This is a genomic window from Tenacibaculum skagerrakense, from assembly GCF_004345825.1.
In the GTDB taxonomy this organism is placed as follows: domain Bacteria; phylum Bacteroidota; class Bacteroidia; order Flavobacteriales; family Flavobacteriaceae; genus Polaribacter; species Polaribacter skagerrakensis.
Genome location: NZ_SLXM01000005.1, coordinates 24,922 through 43,875, shown reverse-complemented (window position 1 = coordinate 43,875; position 18,954 = coordinate 24,922). Strand labels below are relative to the sequence as shown.

The following is an 18,954-nucleotide window of genomic DNA, read 5'->3' as shown; positions in this document are numbered from 1 at the left end:
ATTTTATTATTTATCTATGGCTGTTACTTTTATCTTTTCTTAGTCTTTCTTTTTATAAACAATCTCATGTTAATTGTTAATAACTAAACACTTATCCTTTTATTGATTGCTCAAAAGGTATACGGTTGATAATACTTCTACCCAAGGTAACTTCATCTGCATATTCTAACTCATCTCCTACCGAAATTCCTCTCGCAATTGTTGATGTGATTACTTTATATTTTTCAATTTGCTTAAAAATATAAAAGTTGGTTGTATCACCTTCCATTGTAGAACTTAATGCAAAAATTAGCTCCTTAACTTCTCCATTTTGCACTTTTTCAACTAAAGAATCTATATTCAAATTTTGCGGCCCTACTCCTTCTATCGGCGAAATTTTCCCACCTAATACGTGATACAAACCTCTAAATTGACCTGTGTTTTCTATAGCCATCACGTCTCTAATATCTTCTACTACACAAATTATCTCTTCCTTTCTGTTAGGGTTACTACAAATATCACATAAAATGGTATCTGAAATATTATGACATTTTTTGCATGACTTCACATCACTTCTAAGCTGAGATAAAGCATCGGTTAAAAACTTAGTATGCTCTTTAGGTTGTTTTAATAAATGAAGTACCAAACGTAATGCAGTTCGCTTACCAATTCCCGGTAATCTGCTTACTTCATTTACCGCATTTTCTAATAATTTTGATGAAAATTCCATTGCTGCAAAAATAGTAAAAGTCTTTGTTCTAAATTCTTTTCTCTTTATTCTTTATATCCTAACTTTGATTCATCAAATAAACTACAACAAGATGAGCGCAGAAATAAGAAATATAGAGCCAAAATCAGTGTGGAATCATTTTGCTGATTTAAATGCTGTTCCTCGTCCTTCAAAAAAAGAAGAACGTGTAATTCAGTTTATGGTTGACTTCGGAAAAAGTTTAAACTTAGAAACTTTTGTTGATAACGTTGGAAACGTAATTATCCGAAAACCTGCAACTGCTGGAATGGAAAATAGAAAAACCATTGTAATGCAAAGTCACTTAGATATGGTGCACCAAAAAAATTCGGATACTGATTTCGATTTTGATACTGAAGGTATTAAAATGTACATTGATGGTGATTGGGTTAAAGCAGAAGGAACTACTTTAGGAGCCGATAATGGATTAGGTGTTGCGTCTATTATGGCTGTTTTATCTTCAACAGACATTCCTCATCCTGCTATAGAAGCCTTATTTACTATTGATGAAGAAACGGGTATGACGGGTGCAATGGGGCTTGAAGGCGGAATTTTGACTGGTGATATTTTATTAAATCTAGACACAGAAGAAGACGATGAAATAGGAATTGGATGTGCTGGTGGTGTAGATATTACTGCAACGAGAACTTATGAATCTGAAAAAACTCCTGATAACACAATTGCTTTTGAACTTTCTGTTACAGGTTTAAACGGAGGTCATTCTGGAATGGATATTCATAAAGGATTAGGAAATGCTAACAAAATAATGAACCGTTTGTTATTTGATGGTTTTACTAATTACGGTTTACGTATTTCAGAAATTAACGGAGGTAGTTTGCGTAATGCAATTCCTAGAGAAAGTTTTGCTACTGTTGTTATTGATACAGTTTCTAAAGAACCTTTCTTGTTTGAATTAAATGAATTGATTAATGATATTAAATCTGAGTTTGCATCTTTAGAACCAAATTTAACCATTGAATTAAAAGAAGTTTCTTTACCAGAGTCTGTAATGGATTTAGGAGTTCAAATAGGATTAATTAAAGCCATTTACGCTGCTTTGAATGGTGTCTATAGAATGAGTCCTGATATTGAAAATTTAGTTGAGACTTCTAATAATATTGCCCGTGTTATCGTTAAAGACGAAACTATTAAAATTGGTTGTTTAACTCGTTCTTCTTCTGAAACTAACAAATGGGATTTAGCAAATTCTTTACGTTCAGTGTTTGAATTAGCTGGATTTGAAGTTGAATTTTCGGGTGCTTATCCAGGTTGGTTACCTAATATGAACTCAGATATTTTAAAAGTTTTAAAAGACTTATATGTGAAAATGAATGATGCTGAACCTCATGTTGCTGCTTGCCATGCTGGTTTGGAATGTGGAATTTTAGGTCAAAATTACCCTAACATGGATATGATTTCTTTTGGTCCTAATATTAGAGGAGCTCATAGTCCAGATGAAAGAGCTCAAATTTCATCAATGCAAAAATTCTGGAACTACTTATTAGAAATACTTAAAAACATACCTAGTAAAAACTAGTTATAGCTAACTATTACTTTTTAAAAGCCATTCAATTAATTGAATGGCTTTTTTTATTAATATAAACATAACACAATCTTAAAGCTTAAAAATTCACAAAAACACAAAACATTTGCAAATTCCTTGATTTTAACATTTTCTAAAAATTTAAATTCTATATTTATTACCCCTTACCAAGTTTAATTTAAAAACATAAATGTTGATGAAAAAATTGCTATCAACCTTGGTAGTGGCGTTTTCTTGTTATATAACTTTCGGACAAGACAATTCACTTTTTACTGAATTCGATAACATAGTTGGTATTAATAATACTAAACTTAGTTATGGCGTTATCTACAAAGAGAAATACCGTAAAAAATTTAGAGACAATCATAATTTCTACATCGATGATACCTTTAAAACAGGAAGTGTTTTTTATCGTAATCAAGAATTCAAAAATATTGAGTTGAAATATGAATTGGTTGACGATTTTATCGTAGTTAAAATTAACAATCAAGAGCAACAAATATCTATAGTTCCAGAAAAAACACTCGTTAAAAGATTCTCAATAGAAAACACAAGTTTTATTTATTCTGATTCCTACGGTTTTTTAGAAGAGTTATTAGTTAAAGAACAATTTTCGGTTTTAAAAAAGCATCAAAAAACAGCGAAAGAAAATAGAGATGCAGACTATAGGTACCACACTTTCAGAAAGAAAGAAAACAATGTATTGCTGTTTAAAGATTCATTTTATCCTATAGATTCTAAAAGGGATTTCTACAAAATATTTCCTGCTCAAAAAAAGCAAATAGCAGCCTTTTACAAATCCAATACGTTTTTATTAAAAAACGATTATAAAACTTTTGTTGCTAAACTAATCACGTCTTTATCACAAGAATAACCAAATGAAATTAGCTATTCAAAGAACTCTATCGATCCTATTTATTTTCTTTTTTTCTGTCATCAATTCACAAGAAAAAAAAGAAACTATTTCTATAAATGCCAATAATTTAACTACAGAAGAAGTAATTAAACTTATTGAGAACAATTCTAACTATCATTTTTACTTCTTAAAAGATTGGTTAACTGATGAAAAAGTAACTTTTACATTTAACAATGCGAAGATTTCTGATGTATTAGACACTTTATTTGGTGGAAGTACCATCAATTATTTTGTAATGGATAATCATAGAATAATACTTACCAATGGTAACTTAATTAAGAAAAGTGTTTATGAAATTGATGATATTGAAAATTCTGATACTTCCGACACTCCAGTTCTTGTTAATACAGAAGGAAACAACATTATAAAAATAGGGAAAGAAGTTAGTAATAAAAAAAGCTCTTACACCTTATCAGGTAGAGTAATTAACGACAAAAATGGAGAACCTATTGAGGGCGTTACTATTTTTGAAAGAACTAAAAACATTTATGCTACTACTGATAATAAGGGGTACTTTAAAATCAATCTCCCTTTTGGTGAAAATCAATTAGAAACTTCTTTTGTTGGTTTTGATAGTGATTATAAGAACATCATTATATATAGCGATGGTAAGCTTAACTTTTCTATTAACGAAAAATCAGAGCAATTAGAAGAAGTTGTTATTAATGCAAATCGTACAAGAAACATCAGGCAAACGATTGCAGGAATTAGCCAAATAAAAGCGAAAGAAATTAAGAAGATTCCTTTAGTATTAGGTGAACGAGATATTTTAAAAGTTGCGATTACCTTACCTGCTATAAAATCAACTGGTGAAGGATCTGAAGGTGTTAATGTAAGAGGTGGAAAAGTAGATCAAAATTTATTTTTACTTGATAATGGAGTTATTTATAACCCAACACACTTTCTTGGTTTATTTTCGGCCATCAATCCATTTACAACTAATGATTTAAAAATATACACAGGAAATATTCCTTCTGAATATGGAGGAAGATTGTCTTCTGTATTTGATATACGAACTAAAGATCCAAGTACTCAAAAATTTCAAGGTGAAGCTTCTATCGGACCTGTAACAGGAAACGTGAATGTTGATATTCCTGTTGTTAAAGATAAATCTGGATTAACGTTAGGTGTTCGAAGTACTTATTCTGATTGGATTTTAGGATTGGTAAACAACAAACAAATTGAAAATAGTAGTGTTTCTTTTTATGATTTAATAGCTAAATATAAACACCAAATAAATGACAACAATGCCATAAAAGCTACAGGTTATTTTAGTAAAGATCAATTTCAAATTGCTTCTGACACAATTAATAACTACGGAAATGTAATGGCTTCTTTAAACTGGGAGCATGTTTTTAATGATAAAAACAGAGGAAATATTGTTGTTTCGCATAGTAGATATGCTTTTGACATTAACTATGAAAGTGATGATACCAATAAAGGTTTTGACTTAGATTATACTATCAGCGAAACCGATTTAAAAATCAAGTTGCAATATGATTATTCTGATACACATAAAATTGATTATGGTTTAGAGTCAAAACTTTACAATATAAATCCAGGTACTATAAAACCCAATGGAGAGAACTCAACTGTTGTTCCTTTAACAATTCCTGAAGAAAAAGCATTAGAAAATGCCCTCTTTATATCAGATGAAATTACAGTCAATAAAAAACTGAACTTTAATGTTGGTTTACGTTTGAACCAGTACTTAGCTCTTGGACCTTCAGTACAAAGAGAGTATCAAGATAATGCTCCTAAAAACGAGACTACCGTTGTAAATACAGTATCGTATGATAATAACGAGATTTTTAAAACATATCATGGATTAAGTTATCGTTTGTCCGGAAGATATGCCTTAACCAACTCATTATCATTAAAAGGAAGTTTCAATAAATCTTTCCAATACATTCACCGACTAAACAATAACACAACAGCTACTCCTATTGATACTTGGAGACTTTCGAACACTAATATTAAACCACAAGAAGGAACTCAATTATCTTTTGGTGCCTTTAAAAACATCAATGGAAATGATTATGAAATTAGTTTAGAAGGCTATTACAAGGAATATCAAAACCTTTTAGATTATAAAATTGGAGCTAATTTATTATTGAACGAAAACATTGAAACAGAAGTATTGCAAGGTAAAGGAAAATCTTACGGAGCAGAGTTCCTTATCAAAAAGAACAGAGGAAGATTAAACGGATGGTTAGGATATAGTTACTCTAGATCTTTAATTCAATTAGACAGTCAGTTTAACGAAGAGAGAGTTAATAATGGAAACTTTTTCCCTACAAATTATGACAAACCTCATGATTTAACTGCAGTTTTAAATTACAAGTTTACAGAAAGATACAGCTTCTCTACTAACTTTACCTATCAAACAGGAAGACCTATTACCTATCCTACAGGTAAATTCATTTTTCAGGGAGCAGAATTTTTAACTTACAGTAATAGAAACCAGTTTAGAATTCCAGATTATTATCGTTTAGATATCGGAATCAATATCGAAGGGAATCATAAAATCAAAAAGTTTGCACATAGTTTCTGGAATATCTCGGTTTACAATGTACTAGGAAGAAACAATCCTTACTCTGTGTTTTTCCAGACTAATGCAGATGGTAATGTTGAAGCCTATCAGAGTTCTATTTTCTCCGTGCCGATTCCAACCATTACTTATAATTTTAAATTTTAAGTATCATGAAAAAAATTATCTCATACATATATTTACTTATTGGTTTATTAATTATTGATAGTTGTATTGAACCTGTTGAGTTTTCTACAATTTCTGTAGACAGTAACCTTGTTGTAAACGGAATACTAACTAATGAGCTTAAAAACCATACGGTAGAATTATCTAGAACAATTCCTATAGATTCAACCAAATTAAGTCCAGAGAAAAATGCTACTGTATTTGTAACAGACAATACTGGTGCAATTTATAATTTTCAAGAAACAGAAGATGGAACGTATACATCGATAAATACTTTCTCTGCTGAAGCTGCTAAAAAATATACGTTGAATATAGAAACTAGTAATGGACAAAAATACACCTCATCTGAAGAAATGCTTCCTGGTACTGCTACAGTTGGTGATTTAGATATCAGTATAGAAGAAAATGAAATATCTCAAATTCAAGAGCTAGTTATAAAAGCTAATAGTAACCCCTCTTCAGGAGATGGTAACTATTACCGATACGAATACGATGAAACGTATAAAATAAAAACGCCTATTTGGAGTCAAAAAAAGCTTTTGATAATTTCAGATACTAACCCTTATGAATTTGAATTAGTAGATAAAACTCCTGAGGAAGATGGAATTGGATTTTGTTATGGAAATCAAAAATCAAAAAAGGTATTAGTAACAGAAACGTTATCATTATCACAAGATCAGGTTATCGGATTTCCAATAAGACAAATCCCTTTGGATAGTTATATTATTGGTATTCGATACAGTATTTTAGTAAAACAATATGTCATCAATCAAAATACATTTGACTTTTATACTTTGTTAGATAAATTTTCAAATCCAGATGATATATTTTCTCAAACACAAGTTGGTAATATTCCTAGCAATGTTACATCTGTAGACAACCCTCAAGAGGATAAGGTTTTAGGTTTCTTTGAAGTTTCTTCTCTATCCACAAAAAGAATTTTCTTAAACAGAGAAGACATAACAGAAGTTGATTTTGAAAATTATCAAAATCTTGGCTCATGTGCAGAGCGTGTAAATCCAGAAATCGAAGATTCTCGTGGACGTTCTCCTCTTTTAAATAGATTGAGAACAGGATGGATTTATCAAAGTCCTCCTGATGTTCTTATTATACCACCTAATAAGCCGTATCAATTAGCATTAAAAATATGTGGTGATTGTTCACATTTAGGTCCAGTTAATCCACCTGATTTTTGGACAGAATAAAATAATTAATGAAGAAAATTAAAAACATATCATATTTATTTGTTGCTATCATATTAAGTAGCTGTATTGAAACTGTTGAGTTTCCTAGCACTTCATTTGAAAGTAATTTAGTGGTAAAAGCTATTATTACAAACGAGTTAAAAACTCATCGTATAGAGCTGTCTCGTACTACTCCAATCGAATCTGAAGATGTAATCTCTGAGAGAAATGCAGTTATTACTATTACAGATGATTCTGGTGCTGTTTATAATTTTCAGGAAACTGATAATGGAATATATACATCTACTCAAGCTTTCGCAGTTCAACCTAATAAGAAGTACATATTAAACATTCAAACCTATGATGGAGAAAAGTATAGTTCAAGAAGCGAGCAGTTACCAAATATTTCTGAAATTACAGATATGACTGCAACTATCGATGCTAATATCGATAACGAATCTATAATTGTTTTTAAAGCAAACTCCTCTGGAAATAACATCGATGGAAGTTATTACCGTTATGAGTATGAAGAAACTTATAAAATAAAGGCTTTTATATGGAATTCTAAGCGTATTAGAATATTGTCAGATGTTTCACCTTATGATTTTGATTTGGTTGACAAAGAGCCTGAAATTTATGGTGAAGGATTTTGTTATGGAAATAAAAAATCAAATAGCATCTTGATTACTGAGACAAAAACGTTAGCACAGGATCAGGTTTTAGGTTTTACTATAAGAGAAATACCTTTAGAAAGTTATATAGTTGGACTTAGATATAGTATTCTTTTAAAACAGTATGTACTCAATCAAAATACATACGACTATTATCAGTTATTAGATAAATTCTCAGACCAAAACGATATTTTTTCTCAAACTCAAGTTGGTAACATCCCTAGTAATATTACAGCAGAATCAAATCCTGACAAAAACAACGTTATAGGTTTCTTTGAGGTTTCTTCTTTTAGTGAAAAACGCTTTTTCTTTAATAGAAGTGACATCACCGATATTTCTTACAAAAACTATACAGACTCGAATGCTTGTAATGAGTTTCCTCAACCTCTTTTTGAAGATAACTTTGGGAATTCTCCTTTACTAGACTTTTTAGCAACGCACATATTTTATGATGAACCTCCTGGAGGAATTGGTGGAGGATCTTCAAATTCTCCATACCAAGTTGTATTAAGACAATGTGGAGATTGTTCACACTTAGGACCTGTTCAACAACCTGATTTTTGGGTAGATTAAAATTAAAAAAATGAAAAGAATACTATTTTTATTACATATTACCGTAGCATGTATTGGAATTGCTCAATCGAATGTTGATTATAAGCTACTTAACAACTTAGAAAACCATCCTAGTGAAAAAATTCATGTTCATTTAAACAATGACTTTCTAGTTTCTGGGGAAAAATTATTTTACAAAGTATATTGTCTAAATAAAAACAATCAATATACTCCTTTCAGTAATATTGCGTATGTAGAATTAATTAATCAAGAAAATAGTAGTATTTCAAAACAAAAGATTGCACTTACTAATGGTACCGGTTATGGTGATGTGTTTATTGATACAAAAGTAAAAACAGGTTCTTATAAACTTATTGCATACACGAAATGGATGCTTAACAAAAAGGAATTCTTTGAAAAGAATATCATTATCATAAATCCTTTTTCTAACAAATTACCGACAAGTAGTTCTGATGCATCAAATACAAACATCAAAGAATCAACAAGCTCAAGTAATGAGAACTCTTTTATAAAAAGCATAGCTACTTCTTATAAAAAAAGAGAGAAAATAATATTACCTCTTTCAACTGAAAAACTTGAAACCATCAATGGAGATTTTTCGATTTCAGTAACACTAAAAGACAATTATTCTGTTCCAACCGCTAGTTTAAAGAACTCAAAAGTAACTGGAAGTAATCAATTATTTTTACCAGAATTGAGAGGTTCTCTTATTAAAGGAAAAATAAGTTCTACATCTGCTAAACTTTTAAATGTAAAACTAGCGTTATCCTTTGAAAATAATAAATCACTTCCACTAACTGCTATTACTAATAGCAACGGTGAGTTTTACTTTAACATTGAAAATCTTAACAAAAACGCTGTCTATATTAGTATACTTGACAAGAACAAATCGGCATATACAATAGAACTTATTGAATCTGAAAACACAATTAAAGCGTTAAGTGATTTTGCTCCGATTCAATTAGATGAATCGGCGGTAACACTTATTAAAAACAGGAGTTTATACTCTCAAATTGAGAATGCTTACTATACGGTAAAACAAGATTCAATAATAGACATTTCAAAAAAAGATTTACTATTAGACAGAATTAAAGTAGCCTATCCGTTGGATGATTATACTCGATTTAATACCATAAAAGAAACATTTATTGAGGTAATCGAAGGTGCTGGTTTTTATAAAAAAGGAGACGACTATCAAATAAAAGTTACTGATGCTGATGCTTCTGAAACTTTAAATTACCTGCCGTCACTTTTAATCATAGATGGTAGAATAATAATGGATCATACTAGTTTTATGAGTTATAATTCTAGAAAAATTAAAACCATTTCTCTGGTTAAAGACAAATACTTTTACGGAAATGCTATATATCAAGGTATCGTACTTGTAGAAACTTTCAAAGGCAATTATGCCGAAAACAACAATGAATACACAAAATTTGATGTACAACCTGTACAACCTAAAAAAATATATTTCTTTCAAGACCATAAAGAAAGTAATACAAGAATACCTGATTTTAGAACACAACTGTATTGGAATCCTAGCGTAAAAAACACAACCAAAGAGGTAACTTTCTATACATCTGATGTTATAGGAACTTATGAAATTACAATTCAAGGTTATGATATAAACGGAAAATTAGTGTCTATTACACAAGATTTTGCGGTAGAATAACTCGTTGATCTTAATTAGTCTTTTTTCGCTACATTTATGCAATGAATTTTTTGGCTCATTTGTATTTATCTCCCAATAATCCACATATAATGCTTGGTAATTTTATTGCTGATCATGTTAGAGGAAATAAATTCAAACATTTACCAGAAGATATTCAAAAAGGAATTCATTTACATCGTAAAATAGATACTTTTACGGATTCAAATGAAATAGTCCGCATAAGCAAACGTCGTTTACATGAACGATATGGCCATTACGATGGTGTTATTATAGATATCTTTTACGATCATTTTCTTGCTAAAAACTGGGACGATTACTCTCAAATTCCATTAGACATTTATACTAATAGCATCTATGCTTATTTACAAAGTCAGCTAAAAATTTTACCAGAAAAAACCAAAGAACTCCTTCCCTACATGATTCAATACAACTGGTTGTATAATTATCAGTTTATTGAAGGAATTCAAGATGTTTTAAAAGGAATGAACAGAAGGACAAGAGGAAAATCAAAAATGAACTTAGCTATTGAAGATCTTGAATTGTATTACACAGATTTTGAAAATGATTTTCAAACCTTTATGTTTGAACTAATTAATTTTGTTTCTATTGAAATTGACAAACTATGAAAAACCAAAAATTAGACTTATTTGAATCTAAATTAAAAAGGTTGAAAATTTCTTTTTATAAAGAAAATAATAATATAATAATAGGAAAACCTAAAATGGATTATGCTAACTTCATTGGTTTAATTATTATTCCTTTCTTAATCGCTATCATAATATTAATTTATTATTTGACTTTTAAATCTGATTTCATCAGATCACATACAGGAAAGATGTTTGCTATCTTTATTTTTTTCTTAGGAACATCAGCGTTCAATTTTTCAAGAATGAAAGCTAAATGGGAATCAAATGCAAACAAGAAAAAACTAGTAAACAATAAAATTATTATCAATACAGAATCTGAAGAATATTCTTTTGATGGTGATACTGTAACCGATTTTGAAATTGACATTACAGATATTAAACAAAATACTAATCATGGAAAACTTTATTTAGTAGATACAAATAATGAAAAACATTTGCTTTTAGGATTTGATAACGAAGATGAAAAATACTTATTAGATGATTTAAAATGGTTTGCTTCTTTTTTTGCTAACTATATTAATTTTAAATCTGATGAGTTTTTAATAAAATAACTTTTCAAGATTTCAACATTGTATGAAAAAATTCCTCCCAATTATAGTTTCTTTATTTTTTTTTAACTGCAAACCTCAACCTGAAATTGGTTTAATTACAGAAAAAGCAATGGTAGTTTCTGCTAGAGCTGAAGCTTCTAAGATTGGTTCTGATATTTTAAAAAAAGGGGGCAATGCTTTCGATGCAATGGTTGCTACAGAATTAGCCCTAGCTGTCGCTTATCCGTACGCTGGTAATATAGGTGGTGGCGGATTTATGGTTTACAGAAAAAATAATGGAGAAATAGGCGCCTTAGATTATCGAGAAAAAGCTCCATTAAGCGCTACAAAAAACATGTTTTTAGATTCTTTAGGAAATGTTATTGAAAATAAAAGTACTTTAGGAGCTATGGCTGTTGGAGTACCCGGAACTGTTGCTGGTGTATTTGCTTCACATAAAAAATTTGGTAGCTTACCTATTGAAGATATCTTACAACCTGTTATTGAATTGGCTAAAAAAGGAGTTGTTGTTACTGAAAAACAACAAAAACGCTTAGAAAAACATACTCCAAACTTTAGAAAAGCTAACAAAGAAACCATTCTACTTGATAACAATTGGAAAAAAGGTGATTCTATAAGATATATTTCACTTGCCGAGACCTTAACTAGAATCCAAAAGTATGGTAGGGATGAGTTTTATAAAGGACAAACTGCAAAAACTCTAGCTAAGTTTCTTCAAGATAATGGAGGAATTATAACTGAGCAAGATTTAGCTAAATATGAAGCTAAATGGAGAACTCCTGTGGTTTTTACCTATGACGATTTAAAAATCATTTCAATGGCTCCTCCATCAAGTGGTGGCGTTTGTTTAGCTCAAATAATGAATGCTATAGAACCTTTTAATATAGAACAATACGAACATAATAGTACTAAATATATTCAATTGTTAGTTGAAGCAGAAAGAAGAGCCTATGCCGATAGAAGTCATTTTTTAGGAGACCCTGATTTTGTTAAAATCCCAATGGAAGAACTAATCAGTAAGAAATATGCTAATTCAAGAATGGAAAACTTTTCATTTGAAAGACCAACTCTATCTTCTGAAATATCTCATGGTGAAATAAACTTTATTGAAAGTGATGAAACCACCCACTACTCTATCGTTGATCAGTTTGGAAATGCCGTTTCGGTAACCTCAACGTTAAATGGTGCTTATGGTTCAAAATTATACTGCTCAGAATTAGGTTTCTTGTTAAATAATGAAATGGACGATTTTAGTAGCAAACCTGGTACCCCAAATATGTTTGGATTAATTGGCGCAGAAGCCAATAAAATTGAGCCTGAAAAAAGAATGCTAAGTTCAATGACACCAACCATTGTAGAGAAAAACGGTAAGCTATTTATGGTAGTCGGAACGCCAGGCGGTTCTACAATTATTACTTCAGTTTTACAAACAATCTTAAATGTTCATGAATATAATATGGGTATGCAAGAAGCTGTTAATAAACCACGTTTTCACCACCAATGGTTACCTGACGAAATAAGAATGGAGCCAAACAGTTTTACTATTATTGTAAAAGAACAACTAAAAAAGCTAGGTTATATTATAGATGAAACGGATTCGCCTGTAATTGGTAAAGTAGATGCCATTTTAGTATTACCAAATGGTAAATTAGAAGGTGGCGCAGACCATCGTGGAGATGATGCCCCATCGGGATTTTAAAAAAATCCTAATTCTTTGTTATAGTTTATTAATTCATTAAAGAATAAAATTACGTCTCTATATATTGCATTATGCGAATGTTAAAGAACGTACTTTTATTTCAGAGCAAAATTCTGCCAATATCTCTAGTTATCTCATTTTTAATTGGTGGTTTTACACCAATTCCGACCAAACTAACTGCGATAAGTTTATGTATTATCGCCCCTTGTAATCATTTTTATTTTTACAATCTCCTTAATAAAAATCAATACTTTTATTATTTCAATTTAGGGATTAACTCCACAAAACTCTGGCAATCAACAGGAATTATAAGTTTAAGTAGCTTTTTTATCTTTTTAAGTTCATGAGTCACCTTCACGTAGATAGCGTCAGAAAATCATACGGTAATAATTTAATTTTAAGTGATGTATTTCTTTCTTGTAAAACCGGAGAAATTAAAGGTCTTATTGGAAGAAACGGTTGTGGTAAATCAACTTTATTAAAAATAATTTTCGGTGTGGAAAAAGCTGAATTTAGTTTTGTTAGAGTTAACAATAAAGTTATCAGAAACATATCAGATGGAAGAAACTTAATAAATTATTTACCTCAAGATAATTTTCTTCCAAATAACATTAAAATTAAACGCCTCATTCGATTGTTTCTTGGAAAGAAAAAAAGTGACCTTTTATTTAAAAATGCATTTATAAAACCACTTTTAAATAAAACAAACAATGTCTTGTCTGGAGGTGAAAAAAGAATTGTTGAAATTTTACTTATTCTCCATTCAGAAGCTGTGTTTGTTTTACTTGATGAACCATTCAATGGTGTTAGTCCAATAGTCAGAGAACAAATAATTTCAATAATAAATAGTATGAGAAATACAAAAGGAATTATTATTACTGATCATGATTATCGAAATGTGATAAAACTTGCCGATAAAATAGTTTTCTTAAAAGACGGTCATTTAAAAGAAATCAAAAAACACGAAGAACTAATAGAACTGGGGTACCTTTCAGAATAAACTTATGGTTTAAAAATATAGATTATCAATGAAAATAATTAAATTGCTTATGTAACTACAAAAACAAATCAGCTACTAATCAAGAAAACTATCACATGATATTAACTACAACTAACTCAATCGAAGGATTCAAAATTATAGAATATAAAGGTATTGTTACTGGTGTTTCATATAATTCATCTTTCTCCTATAAAGGAATTAAAATGTCTTTTAAAGATATGTTTAGCATGAAAAAGTATTATGAAGCTTATGAAACTGCTTTAGAGAAAATTAAAGAAGATGCTTTTCAAAAACTACAACAAAATGCACAAAATTTAAATGCCAATGCTATTGTGGGAATTAAGGTAGATATTGAAACTATAGCTAATACATCTGCGTTAGTAGTTTCTGTAACAGGAACAGCTGTTTATGTAGCCTCATGATTAATTAGAACTGGATGATTCTTAAATGAATCATTACGCTAACGTAACATTTTTTTTCTCTTATCGTCTTATATTGTAAATTCTAGGAATAGAATATCAATTGCCAAATAAATCTTTAGTTGAAAAATCTATGTTAAGAACTGGAAAAAAAATCTTTTATATACTTTGGGGAGTATTATTGATTTACTTTTTGTATTGCTACGCTCAAAATCCAGCAATATTTTCAGTTGAATACCTTAAGAGTTTTATAAGCTCTTATAATGATCAAATCTTATTGGTTTATATAATACTCTCTATAGTACGAGGTTTTTTTCTGATACCTAGTACTCCATTTGTTATAGTAGGAGCTCTACTATTTCCTGATAGATTATTATTAGTACTTCTTATTTCTATGATAGGAATTATGCTGTCAGCAACAGCCCTCTATTATTTTTCTGACATGTTAGGTTTTAGTGAATATCTAGAAAAAAAATATCCGAATAAAGTAAAAAAATGGGAAAGCAAACTACAAAGTTCAAAAGCTACATGGTTAGTTTTAGGATGGTCCTTTTTCCCTCTGGTTCCAACTGATATTATTTGCTATGTCGCTGGGATTATAAAAATGCCGTATAAGTATATGTTTACAGGTGTTTTTGTAGGAGAGATAATACTAGTTTCTTTCTACATTTACTCAGGAGGATTGTTACAACTGTAGCAATAGATATTTACTAAAATTTATATTCTGTTTAAAATTTAATAATAAAATACAAATAAGCTGGAGAATGGTATCTTTGATTTAACCATTTTAATAAGATTTTCTTATGATACAACCTTTTCATCTAGCCATACCTGTTCAAGATTTAGAAAAATGCAGAACGTTTTATAGAGACGTTTTAGAATGTGAAGAAGGAAGAAGCTCGGATCATTGGGTAGATTTTAATTTCTTCGGACACCAGTTAGTGATTCATCAGAAAGACGACTTCTCTCCTACCAAAGCAATTACAAACCCAGTGGATGGACATGATGTACCTGTTCCTCATTTTGGTGTTGTGTTATCGTGGGAAGACTGGACAAGTTTATCTGAAAAATTAAAAAGTGTTGGTACCAAATTTATTATTGAACCAACTATAAGGTTTAAAGGAAAAGTAGGAGAACAAGCAACTATGTTTTTTAACGACCCTGAAAATAATGCTCTTGAGTTCAAAGCTTTTAAAGATATGAGCCAACTTTTTGCAAAGTAATTTTTCAATTAGTATACCTGATAAAAAAGCGGCTTTTCTGCATTTTCTTATTAGCTTTAACATAACCTTTAGTTTTTTAAGTTTTCTTTTTGGTTACCTTTATTACTTCTGATATTTAACCAAACAAAAGAACATGAAAAAAATAACATTCGTGCTCTCTTTATGTGTTTCTTTTACAGCATTAGCACAAGGGACCCGATTATTGAGACAACCCTCTTTATCACAAAAAGAAGTCGTTTTTGTATATGCAAATGATTTATGGAAAGCATCACTAAACGGCGGCGATGCAGTTAGATTAACTAGTGATGATGGGTATGAATCTAACCCTCATTTTTCGAAAAATGGTAAAATGATCGCCTTTACTGCGCAGTATGATGGAAATACTGATGTTTATGTAATTCCAGCTGAAGGTGGAGAACCTAAACGCTTAACTTATCATCCTTCCGGTGATTTTGTCCAAGGCTGGACTCCTGATAATAAAATTATTTTCAGATCAGATAGAGAAGCTAGACCAACTCAACTCAATAAATTTTTCAAAATTTCTCCTAATGGAGGAATGCCTGAGTCGCTTGAAATTCCGAGAGCAGCATATGGCGAAGTTTCTGAAGACGGAAACCATATTGCCTATACTCCAATTACTAGCTGGGACGCAGAATGGAGAAATTATCGAGGAGGACAAGCTATGCCAATTTGGATTGTAAACTTAAAGACAAAAGAGCTTCAAACTACACCTCAAAAAGATAAAGAAAGGCATTTAGACCCTGTATGGTATAATGGTCAAGTATTTTATTTATCAGAAAGAGATTATACCAATAATATTTGGTCGTATAATATAAAAACCAAACAAGAAACTCAAATAACATTTCACAAAAAATTTGACATTAAAAGCTTAGATGCCAATACAAATGGTATTATTTATGAACAAGCTGGATATATTCACTTCTTAAATCCAAACACAAGAGAAACTAGACAAATTCTAATTAATGTAAAAGGAGATTTAAACTATTCTAGAACTCGTTGGATGAATGTTTCAGGAAGAAACTTAACTAATCCAAACATATCTCCTAAAGGAAAAAGAGCCATTTTTGAATATAGAGGAGAAATCTTTACAATCCCTAAAGAAAACGGAACTTGGAGAAACCTTACAAATTCACCAGGTATTGCAGATCGTTCTCCAATTTGGTCTCCTAAAGGTAATAAAGTAGCATGGTTTTCAGATAAAAATGGAGAGTATGAAATGGTCTTAGCTGATCAGGATGGTAAAAATCAAGAATATATTTCATTACCTAATCCAACATTTTATTATAGACCAGATTGGTCTCCAGACGGTAAACATATTGCTTACACCGATACTGATTTTAATATTTGGGTTATAAATCTTGACTCAAAAAAAGCTGTAAAAGTCGATACCGATAGATATGCACACCCAAACAGATCAATGAATCCGCAATGGTCTCCTGATAGTGATTGGATTGCTTATGCTAAGCAAAATGACAGTCATTTTAAATCTATTTTTGCATATCAAATAAGCACCAAGAAAAAGGTTCAAATTACTGATCCAATAGCCGATGCAATTTCACCAGTTTGGGATGCATCTGGTAAATATCTTTACACGTTAGCGAGTACCGATTATGGCTTACAGTCTGGATGGTTAGATATGAGCTCATATGATCCTAGTGTTACAAGAAGTTTATATGCTGTTGTATTAAACTCAAAAGATAAAGCTCCAAATCTTCCTAAAACTGATGAAGAGGAAATAAAAAAAGAGAGCGACTCTGGAAAAAACGATACAAAAGGTAAAAAGGATGCGAAAAAAGATGATAAAAAAGAAAGTAAGAAAGTTACTGTAAGTATTGAAGAAAATGGAATTTTTGATAGAGCTGTAGCATTAAAACTTCCTGCTAGAAATTATCTTTATTTAACAAAAGGTCCAAAGGATAATGTTTTTATTGGCGAAGCTGTTCCAAACACAAGAGGAGTTACTATTCATTCATATGATGTTACAAAAGAAAAAGCTACCGAATTTTCTAAAGGCGTTAGTCAAATAGTTACTTCAGAAGACAGAAATTCTGTATTGTTATACAAAAGTGGTAGCTGGAGTATTGTTAATAGTAAAACTCCTGTAAAAGACTCTAAAGGAAAATTAAAAACAGATCTTAAAATAAAAGTAGATCCTAAAGCAGAAGCGCATCAAATTTTTAAAGAAGGTTGGAGATATATGCGTGACTTCCTGTATGTTGATAACGTTCATGGCGCACCATGGGATGATGTTTATAAATGGTATGCTCCATGGATTGATCACGTTAGACATCGAACTGATTTAAATTATGTTGTAGACATTATGAGTGGTGAAGTTGCTATTGGACACTCTTATGTTTCTGGCGGCGATACACCAAATATAAATCGTGTGCCTGTAGGATTATTAGGATGCGATTTAGAACAACACAAAGGAGTATATCGTTTTGCTAAAATTTATAATGGAGAACGTTGGAACCCCGAAAATAATGCTCCTCTTGGTTTGCCTGGCATTAACGTAAACATAGGAGATTATTTATTGGAAATAAACGGAGTAAAATTAATGAGTGATCTCAATCCTTATCAATTATTAGAACAAACTGCAGGTCGTGAAATTTATATTAAAGTAAATTCGAAACCAAGTATTGACGGAGCTAGATCAGTTTTAGTAAAACCAGTTGCTAGTGAGCGTTTTTTAAGAACTATTGACTGGATTGAAAGTAATAGAAGAAAAGTTGACAAATTATCAGATGGTAAGTTAGCCTACGTTTATGTTCCTAATACTTCTAGAGCTGGATTCACTTCCTTTAATCGCTATTACTTTTCTCAACAAGATAAAAAAGGAGTTGTTATAGATGAAAGAAACAACGGTGGTGGTTCAGCTGCTGATTACATGATTGATATTATGTCTCGTGATTTAATGGGTTATTTCAATAGTAAAGCTAACGATCGTAGACCATGGACAACTCCAATGGCGGGAATTTGGGGCCCAAAAGTAATGATTATTAATGAGCGTGCTGGTTCTGGTGGTGATTTACTTCCATATATGTTTAAATTCAAAAATATAGGACCGTTAGTTGGTACAAGAACTTGGGGTGGTTTAGTTGGTACTTGGGATACTCCTAGATTTATAGATGGTGGTAGAATGGTAGCTCCTCGTGGTGGTTTTTTCGATGTAAATGGTGAATGGGCAGTTGAAGGTGATGGTGTTGCTCCCGACATTGAGGTAATTCAAGATCCTAAAGAAGTCTCAAATGGAAATGATCCTCAGTTGGAAAGAGCTGTTCAAGAAGCTTTACGTTTATTAAAAGGAAAAGAGTTTCAATTAAAACCTGAACCGAAAGCACCTATCCGATCTAAAAGACCTGAAGGATACGAAAAAGAAAAATAATTTATTT

The 18,954-nt window shown here is 30.8% G+C and carries 15 protein-coding genes; 14 read left to right on the top strand and 1 reads right to left on the bottom strand.

Annotated elements, in window-relative coordinates; genetic code table 11:
• Positions 1-91 precede the first annotated feature (91 nt).
• A complete protein-coding gene (gene recR / locus EV195_RS09255; RefSeq protein ID WP_132794668.1) occupies positions 92-709 on the bottom strand; it encodes a recombination mediator RecR in 618 nt (205 codons plus the stop codon).
• Between the two features lie 91 nt (positions 710-800).
• On the opposite strand from recR, the gene EV195_RS09250 reads away from it, so the two are divergent.
• The 14 genes from EV195_RS09250 to EV195_RS09185 all read left to right on the top strand — a co-directional run bounded on the left by EV195_RS09250 (position 801) and on the right by EV195_RS09185 (position 18,947).
• Positions 801-2,264, top strand: coding sequence for an aminoacyl-histidine dipeptidase (locus tag EV195_RS09250; RefSeq protein ID WP_132794667.1), 1,464 nt, complete (start codon positions 801-803; stop codon positions 2,262-2,264).
• A 202-nt stretch (positions 2,265-2,466) separates the two neighbouring features.
• Positions 2,467-3,144, top strand: a complete 678-nt coding sequence (locus EV195_RS09245; protein WP_132794666.1) for a hypothetical protein — start codon at positions 2,467-2,469, stop codon at positions 3,142-3,144.
• A gap of 4 nt (positions 3,145-3,148) precedes the next feature.
• Positions 3,149-5,884, top strand: a complete 2,736-nt coding sequence (locus EV195_RS09240; protein WP_132794665.1) for a TonB-dependent receptor — start codon at positions 3,149-3,151, stop codon at positions 5,882-5,884.
• Positions 5,885-5,889: 5 nt separating this feature from the next.
• A complete protein-coding gene (locus tag EV195_RS09235; RefSeq protein WP_132794664.1) occupies positions 5,890-7,107 on the top strand; it encodes a DUF4249 domain-containing protein in 1,218 nt (405 codons plus the stop codon).
• 8 nt (positions 7,108-7,115) lie between these two features.
• The gene (locus EV195_RS09230) at positions 7,116-8,330 is read left to right on the top strand and encodes a DUF4249 domain-containing protein (RefSeq protein ID WP_132794663.1); all 1,215 of its coding nucleotides are present in this window, start codon (positions 7,116-7,118) and stop codon (positions 8,328-8,330) included.
• 10 nt (positions 8,331-8,340) lie between these two features.
• The gene (locus tag EV195_RS09225; RefSeq protein WP_132794662.1) at positions 8,341-10,002 is read left to right on the top strand and encodes a hypothetical protein; all 1,662 of its coding nucleotides are present in this window, start codon (positions 8,341-8,343) and stop codon (positions 10,000-10,002) included.
• A 41-nt stretch (positions 10,003-10,043) separates the two neighbouring features.
• Positions 10,044-10,628 (top strand): acyl carrier protein phosphodiesterase, encoded by a 585-nt coding sequence (locus EV195_RS09220; protein ID WP_132794661.1) that lies wholly within the window; start codon positions 10,044-10,046, stop codon positions 10,626-10,628.
• Complete coding sequence (locus EV195_RS09215) at positions 10,625-11,200, top strand: hypothetical protein (RefSeq protein ID WP_132794660.1); 576 nt, start codon at positions 10,625-10,627, stop codon at positions 11,198-11,200. The genes EV195_RS09220 and EV195_RS09215 overlap by 4 nt, the downstream gene beginning before the upstream one ends.
• Positions 11,201-11,222: 22 nt before the next feature.
• Positions 11,223-12,899 (top strand): gamma-glutamyltransferase, encoded by a 1,677-nt coding sequence (ggt, locus tag EV195_RS09210; RefSeq protein ID WP_132794659.1) that lies wholly within the window; start codon positions 11,223-11,225, stop codon positions 12,897-12,899.
• 343 nt (positions 12,900-13,242) lie between these two features.
• Positions 13,243-13,899, top strand: a complete 657-nt coding sequence (locus tag EV195_RS09205; protein WP_132794658.1) for an ATP-binding cassette domain-containing protein — start codon at positions 13,243-13,245, stop codon at positions 13,897-13,899.
• Between the two features lie 95 nt (positions 13,900-13,994).
• Positions 13,995-14,321 carry a YbjQ family protein gene (locus EV195_RS09200; RefSeq protein WP_132794657.1) on the top strand — a complete coding sequence of 109 codons (327 nt, stop codon included), beginning with the start codon at positions 13,995-13,997 and terminating at the stop codon, positions 14,319-14,321.
• Between the two features lie 130 nt (positions 14,322-14,451).
• Positions 14,452-15,015: a TVP38/TMEM64 family protein gene (locus EV195_RS09195; RefSeq protein ID WP_132794656.1), complete on the top strand. Its 564-nt coding sequence runs from the start codon at positions 14,452-14,454 to the stop codon at positions 15,013-15,015.
• A 106-nt stretch (positions 15,016-15,121) separates the two neighbouring features.
• The gene (locus EV195_RS09190) at positions 15,122-15,541 is read left to right on the top strand and encodes a VOC family protein (RefSeq protein ID WP_132794655.1); all 420 of its coding nucleotides are present in this window, start codon (positions 15,122-15,124) and stop codon (positions 15,539-15,541) included.
• A 133-nt stretch (positions 15,542-15,674) separates the two neighbouring features.
• Positions 15,675-18,947 carry a S41 family peptidase gene (locus EV195_RS09185; RefSeq protein ID WP_132794654.1) on the top strand — a complete coding sequence of 1,091 codons (3,273 nt, stop codon included), beginning with the start codon at positions 15,675-15,677 and terminating at the stop codon, positions 18,945-18,947.
• Positions 18,948-18,954 lie beyond the last annotated feature (7 nt).

What these genes read in the sequence shown, in the direction of transcription:
- EV195_RS09220 (WP_132794661.1), top strand. Translation starts at nt 10,044, where the DNA reads ATGAATTTTTTGGCTCATTTGTATTTATCTCCCAATAATCCACATATA.
- EV195_RS09195 (WP_132794656.1), top strand. Translation starts at nt 14,452, where the DNA reads ATGTTAAGAACTGGAAAAAAAATCTTTTATATACTTTGGGGAGTATTA.
- EV195_RS09240 (WP_132794665.1), top strand. Translation starts at nt 3,149, where the DNA reads ATGAAATTAGCTATTCAAAGAACTCTATCGATCCTATTTATTTTCTTT.
- EV195_RS09250 (WP_132794667.1), top strand. Translation starts at nt 801, where the DNA reads ATGAGCGCAGAAATAAGAAATATAGAGCCAAAATCAGTGTGGAATCAT.
- EV195_RS09190 (WP_132794655.1), top strand. Translation starts at nt 15,122, where the DNA reads ATGATACAACCTTTTCATCTAGCCATACCTGTTCAAGATTTAGAAAAA.
- recR (WP_132794668.1), bottom strand. Translation starts at nt 709, where the DNA reads ATGGAATTTTCATCAAAATTATTAGAAAATGCGGTAAATGAAGTAAGC.
- EV195_RS09225 (WP_132794662.1), top strand. Translation starts at nt 8,341, where the DNA reads ATGAAAAGAATACTATTTTTATTACATATTACCGTAGCATGTATTGGA.
- ggt (WP_132794659.1), top strand. Translation starts at nt 11,223, where the DNA reads ATGAAAAAATTCCTCCCAATTATAGTTTCTTTATTTTTTTTTAACTGC.
- EV195_RS09235 (WP_132794664.1), top strand. Translation starts at nt 5,890, where the DNA reads ATGAAAAAAATTATCTCATACATATATTTACTTATTGGTTTATTAATT.
- EV195_RS09205 (WP_132794658.1), top strand. Translation starts at nt 13,243, where the DNA reads ATGAGTCACCTTCACGTAGATAGCGTCAGAAAATCATACGGTAATAAT.
- EV195_RS09200 (WP_132794657.1), top strand. Translation starts at nt 13,995, where the DNA reads ATGATATTAACTACAACTAACTCAATCGAAGGATTCAAAATTATAGAA.
- EV195_RS09245 (WP_132794666.1), top strand. Translation starts at nt 2,467, where the DNA reads ATGAAAAAATTGCTATCAACCTTGGTAGTGGCGTTTTCTTGTTATATA.
- EV195_RS09230 (WP_132794663.1), top strand. Translation starts at nt 7,116, where the DNA reads ATGAAGAAAATTAAAAACATATCATATTTATTTGTTGCTATCATATTA.
- EV195_RS09185 (WP_132794654.1), top strand. Translation starts at nt 15,675, where the DNA reads ATGAAAAAAATAACATTCGTGCTCTCTTTATGTGTTTCTTTTACAGCA.
- EV195_RS09215 (WP_132794660.1), top strand. Translation starts at nt 10,625, where the DNA reads ATGAAAAACCAAAAATTAGACTTATTTGAATCTAAATTAAAAAGGTTG.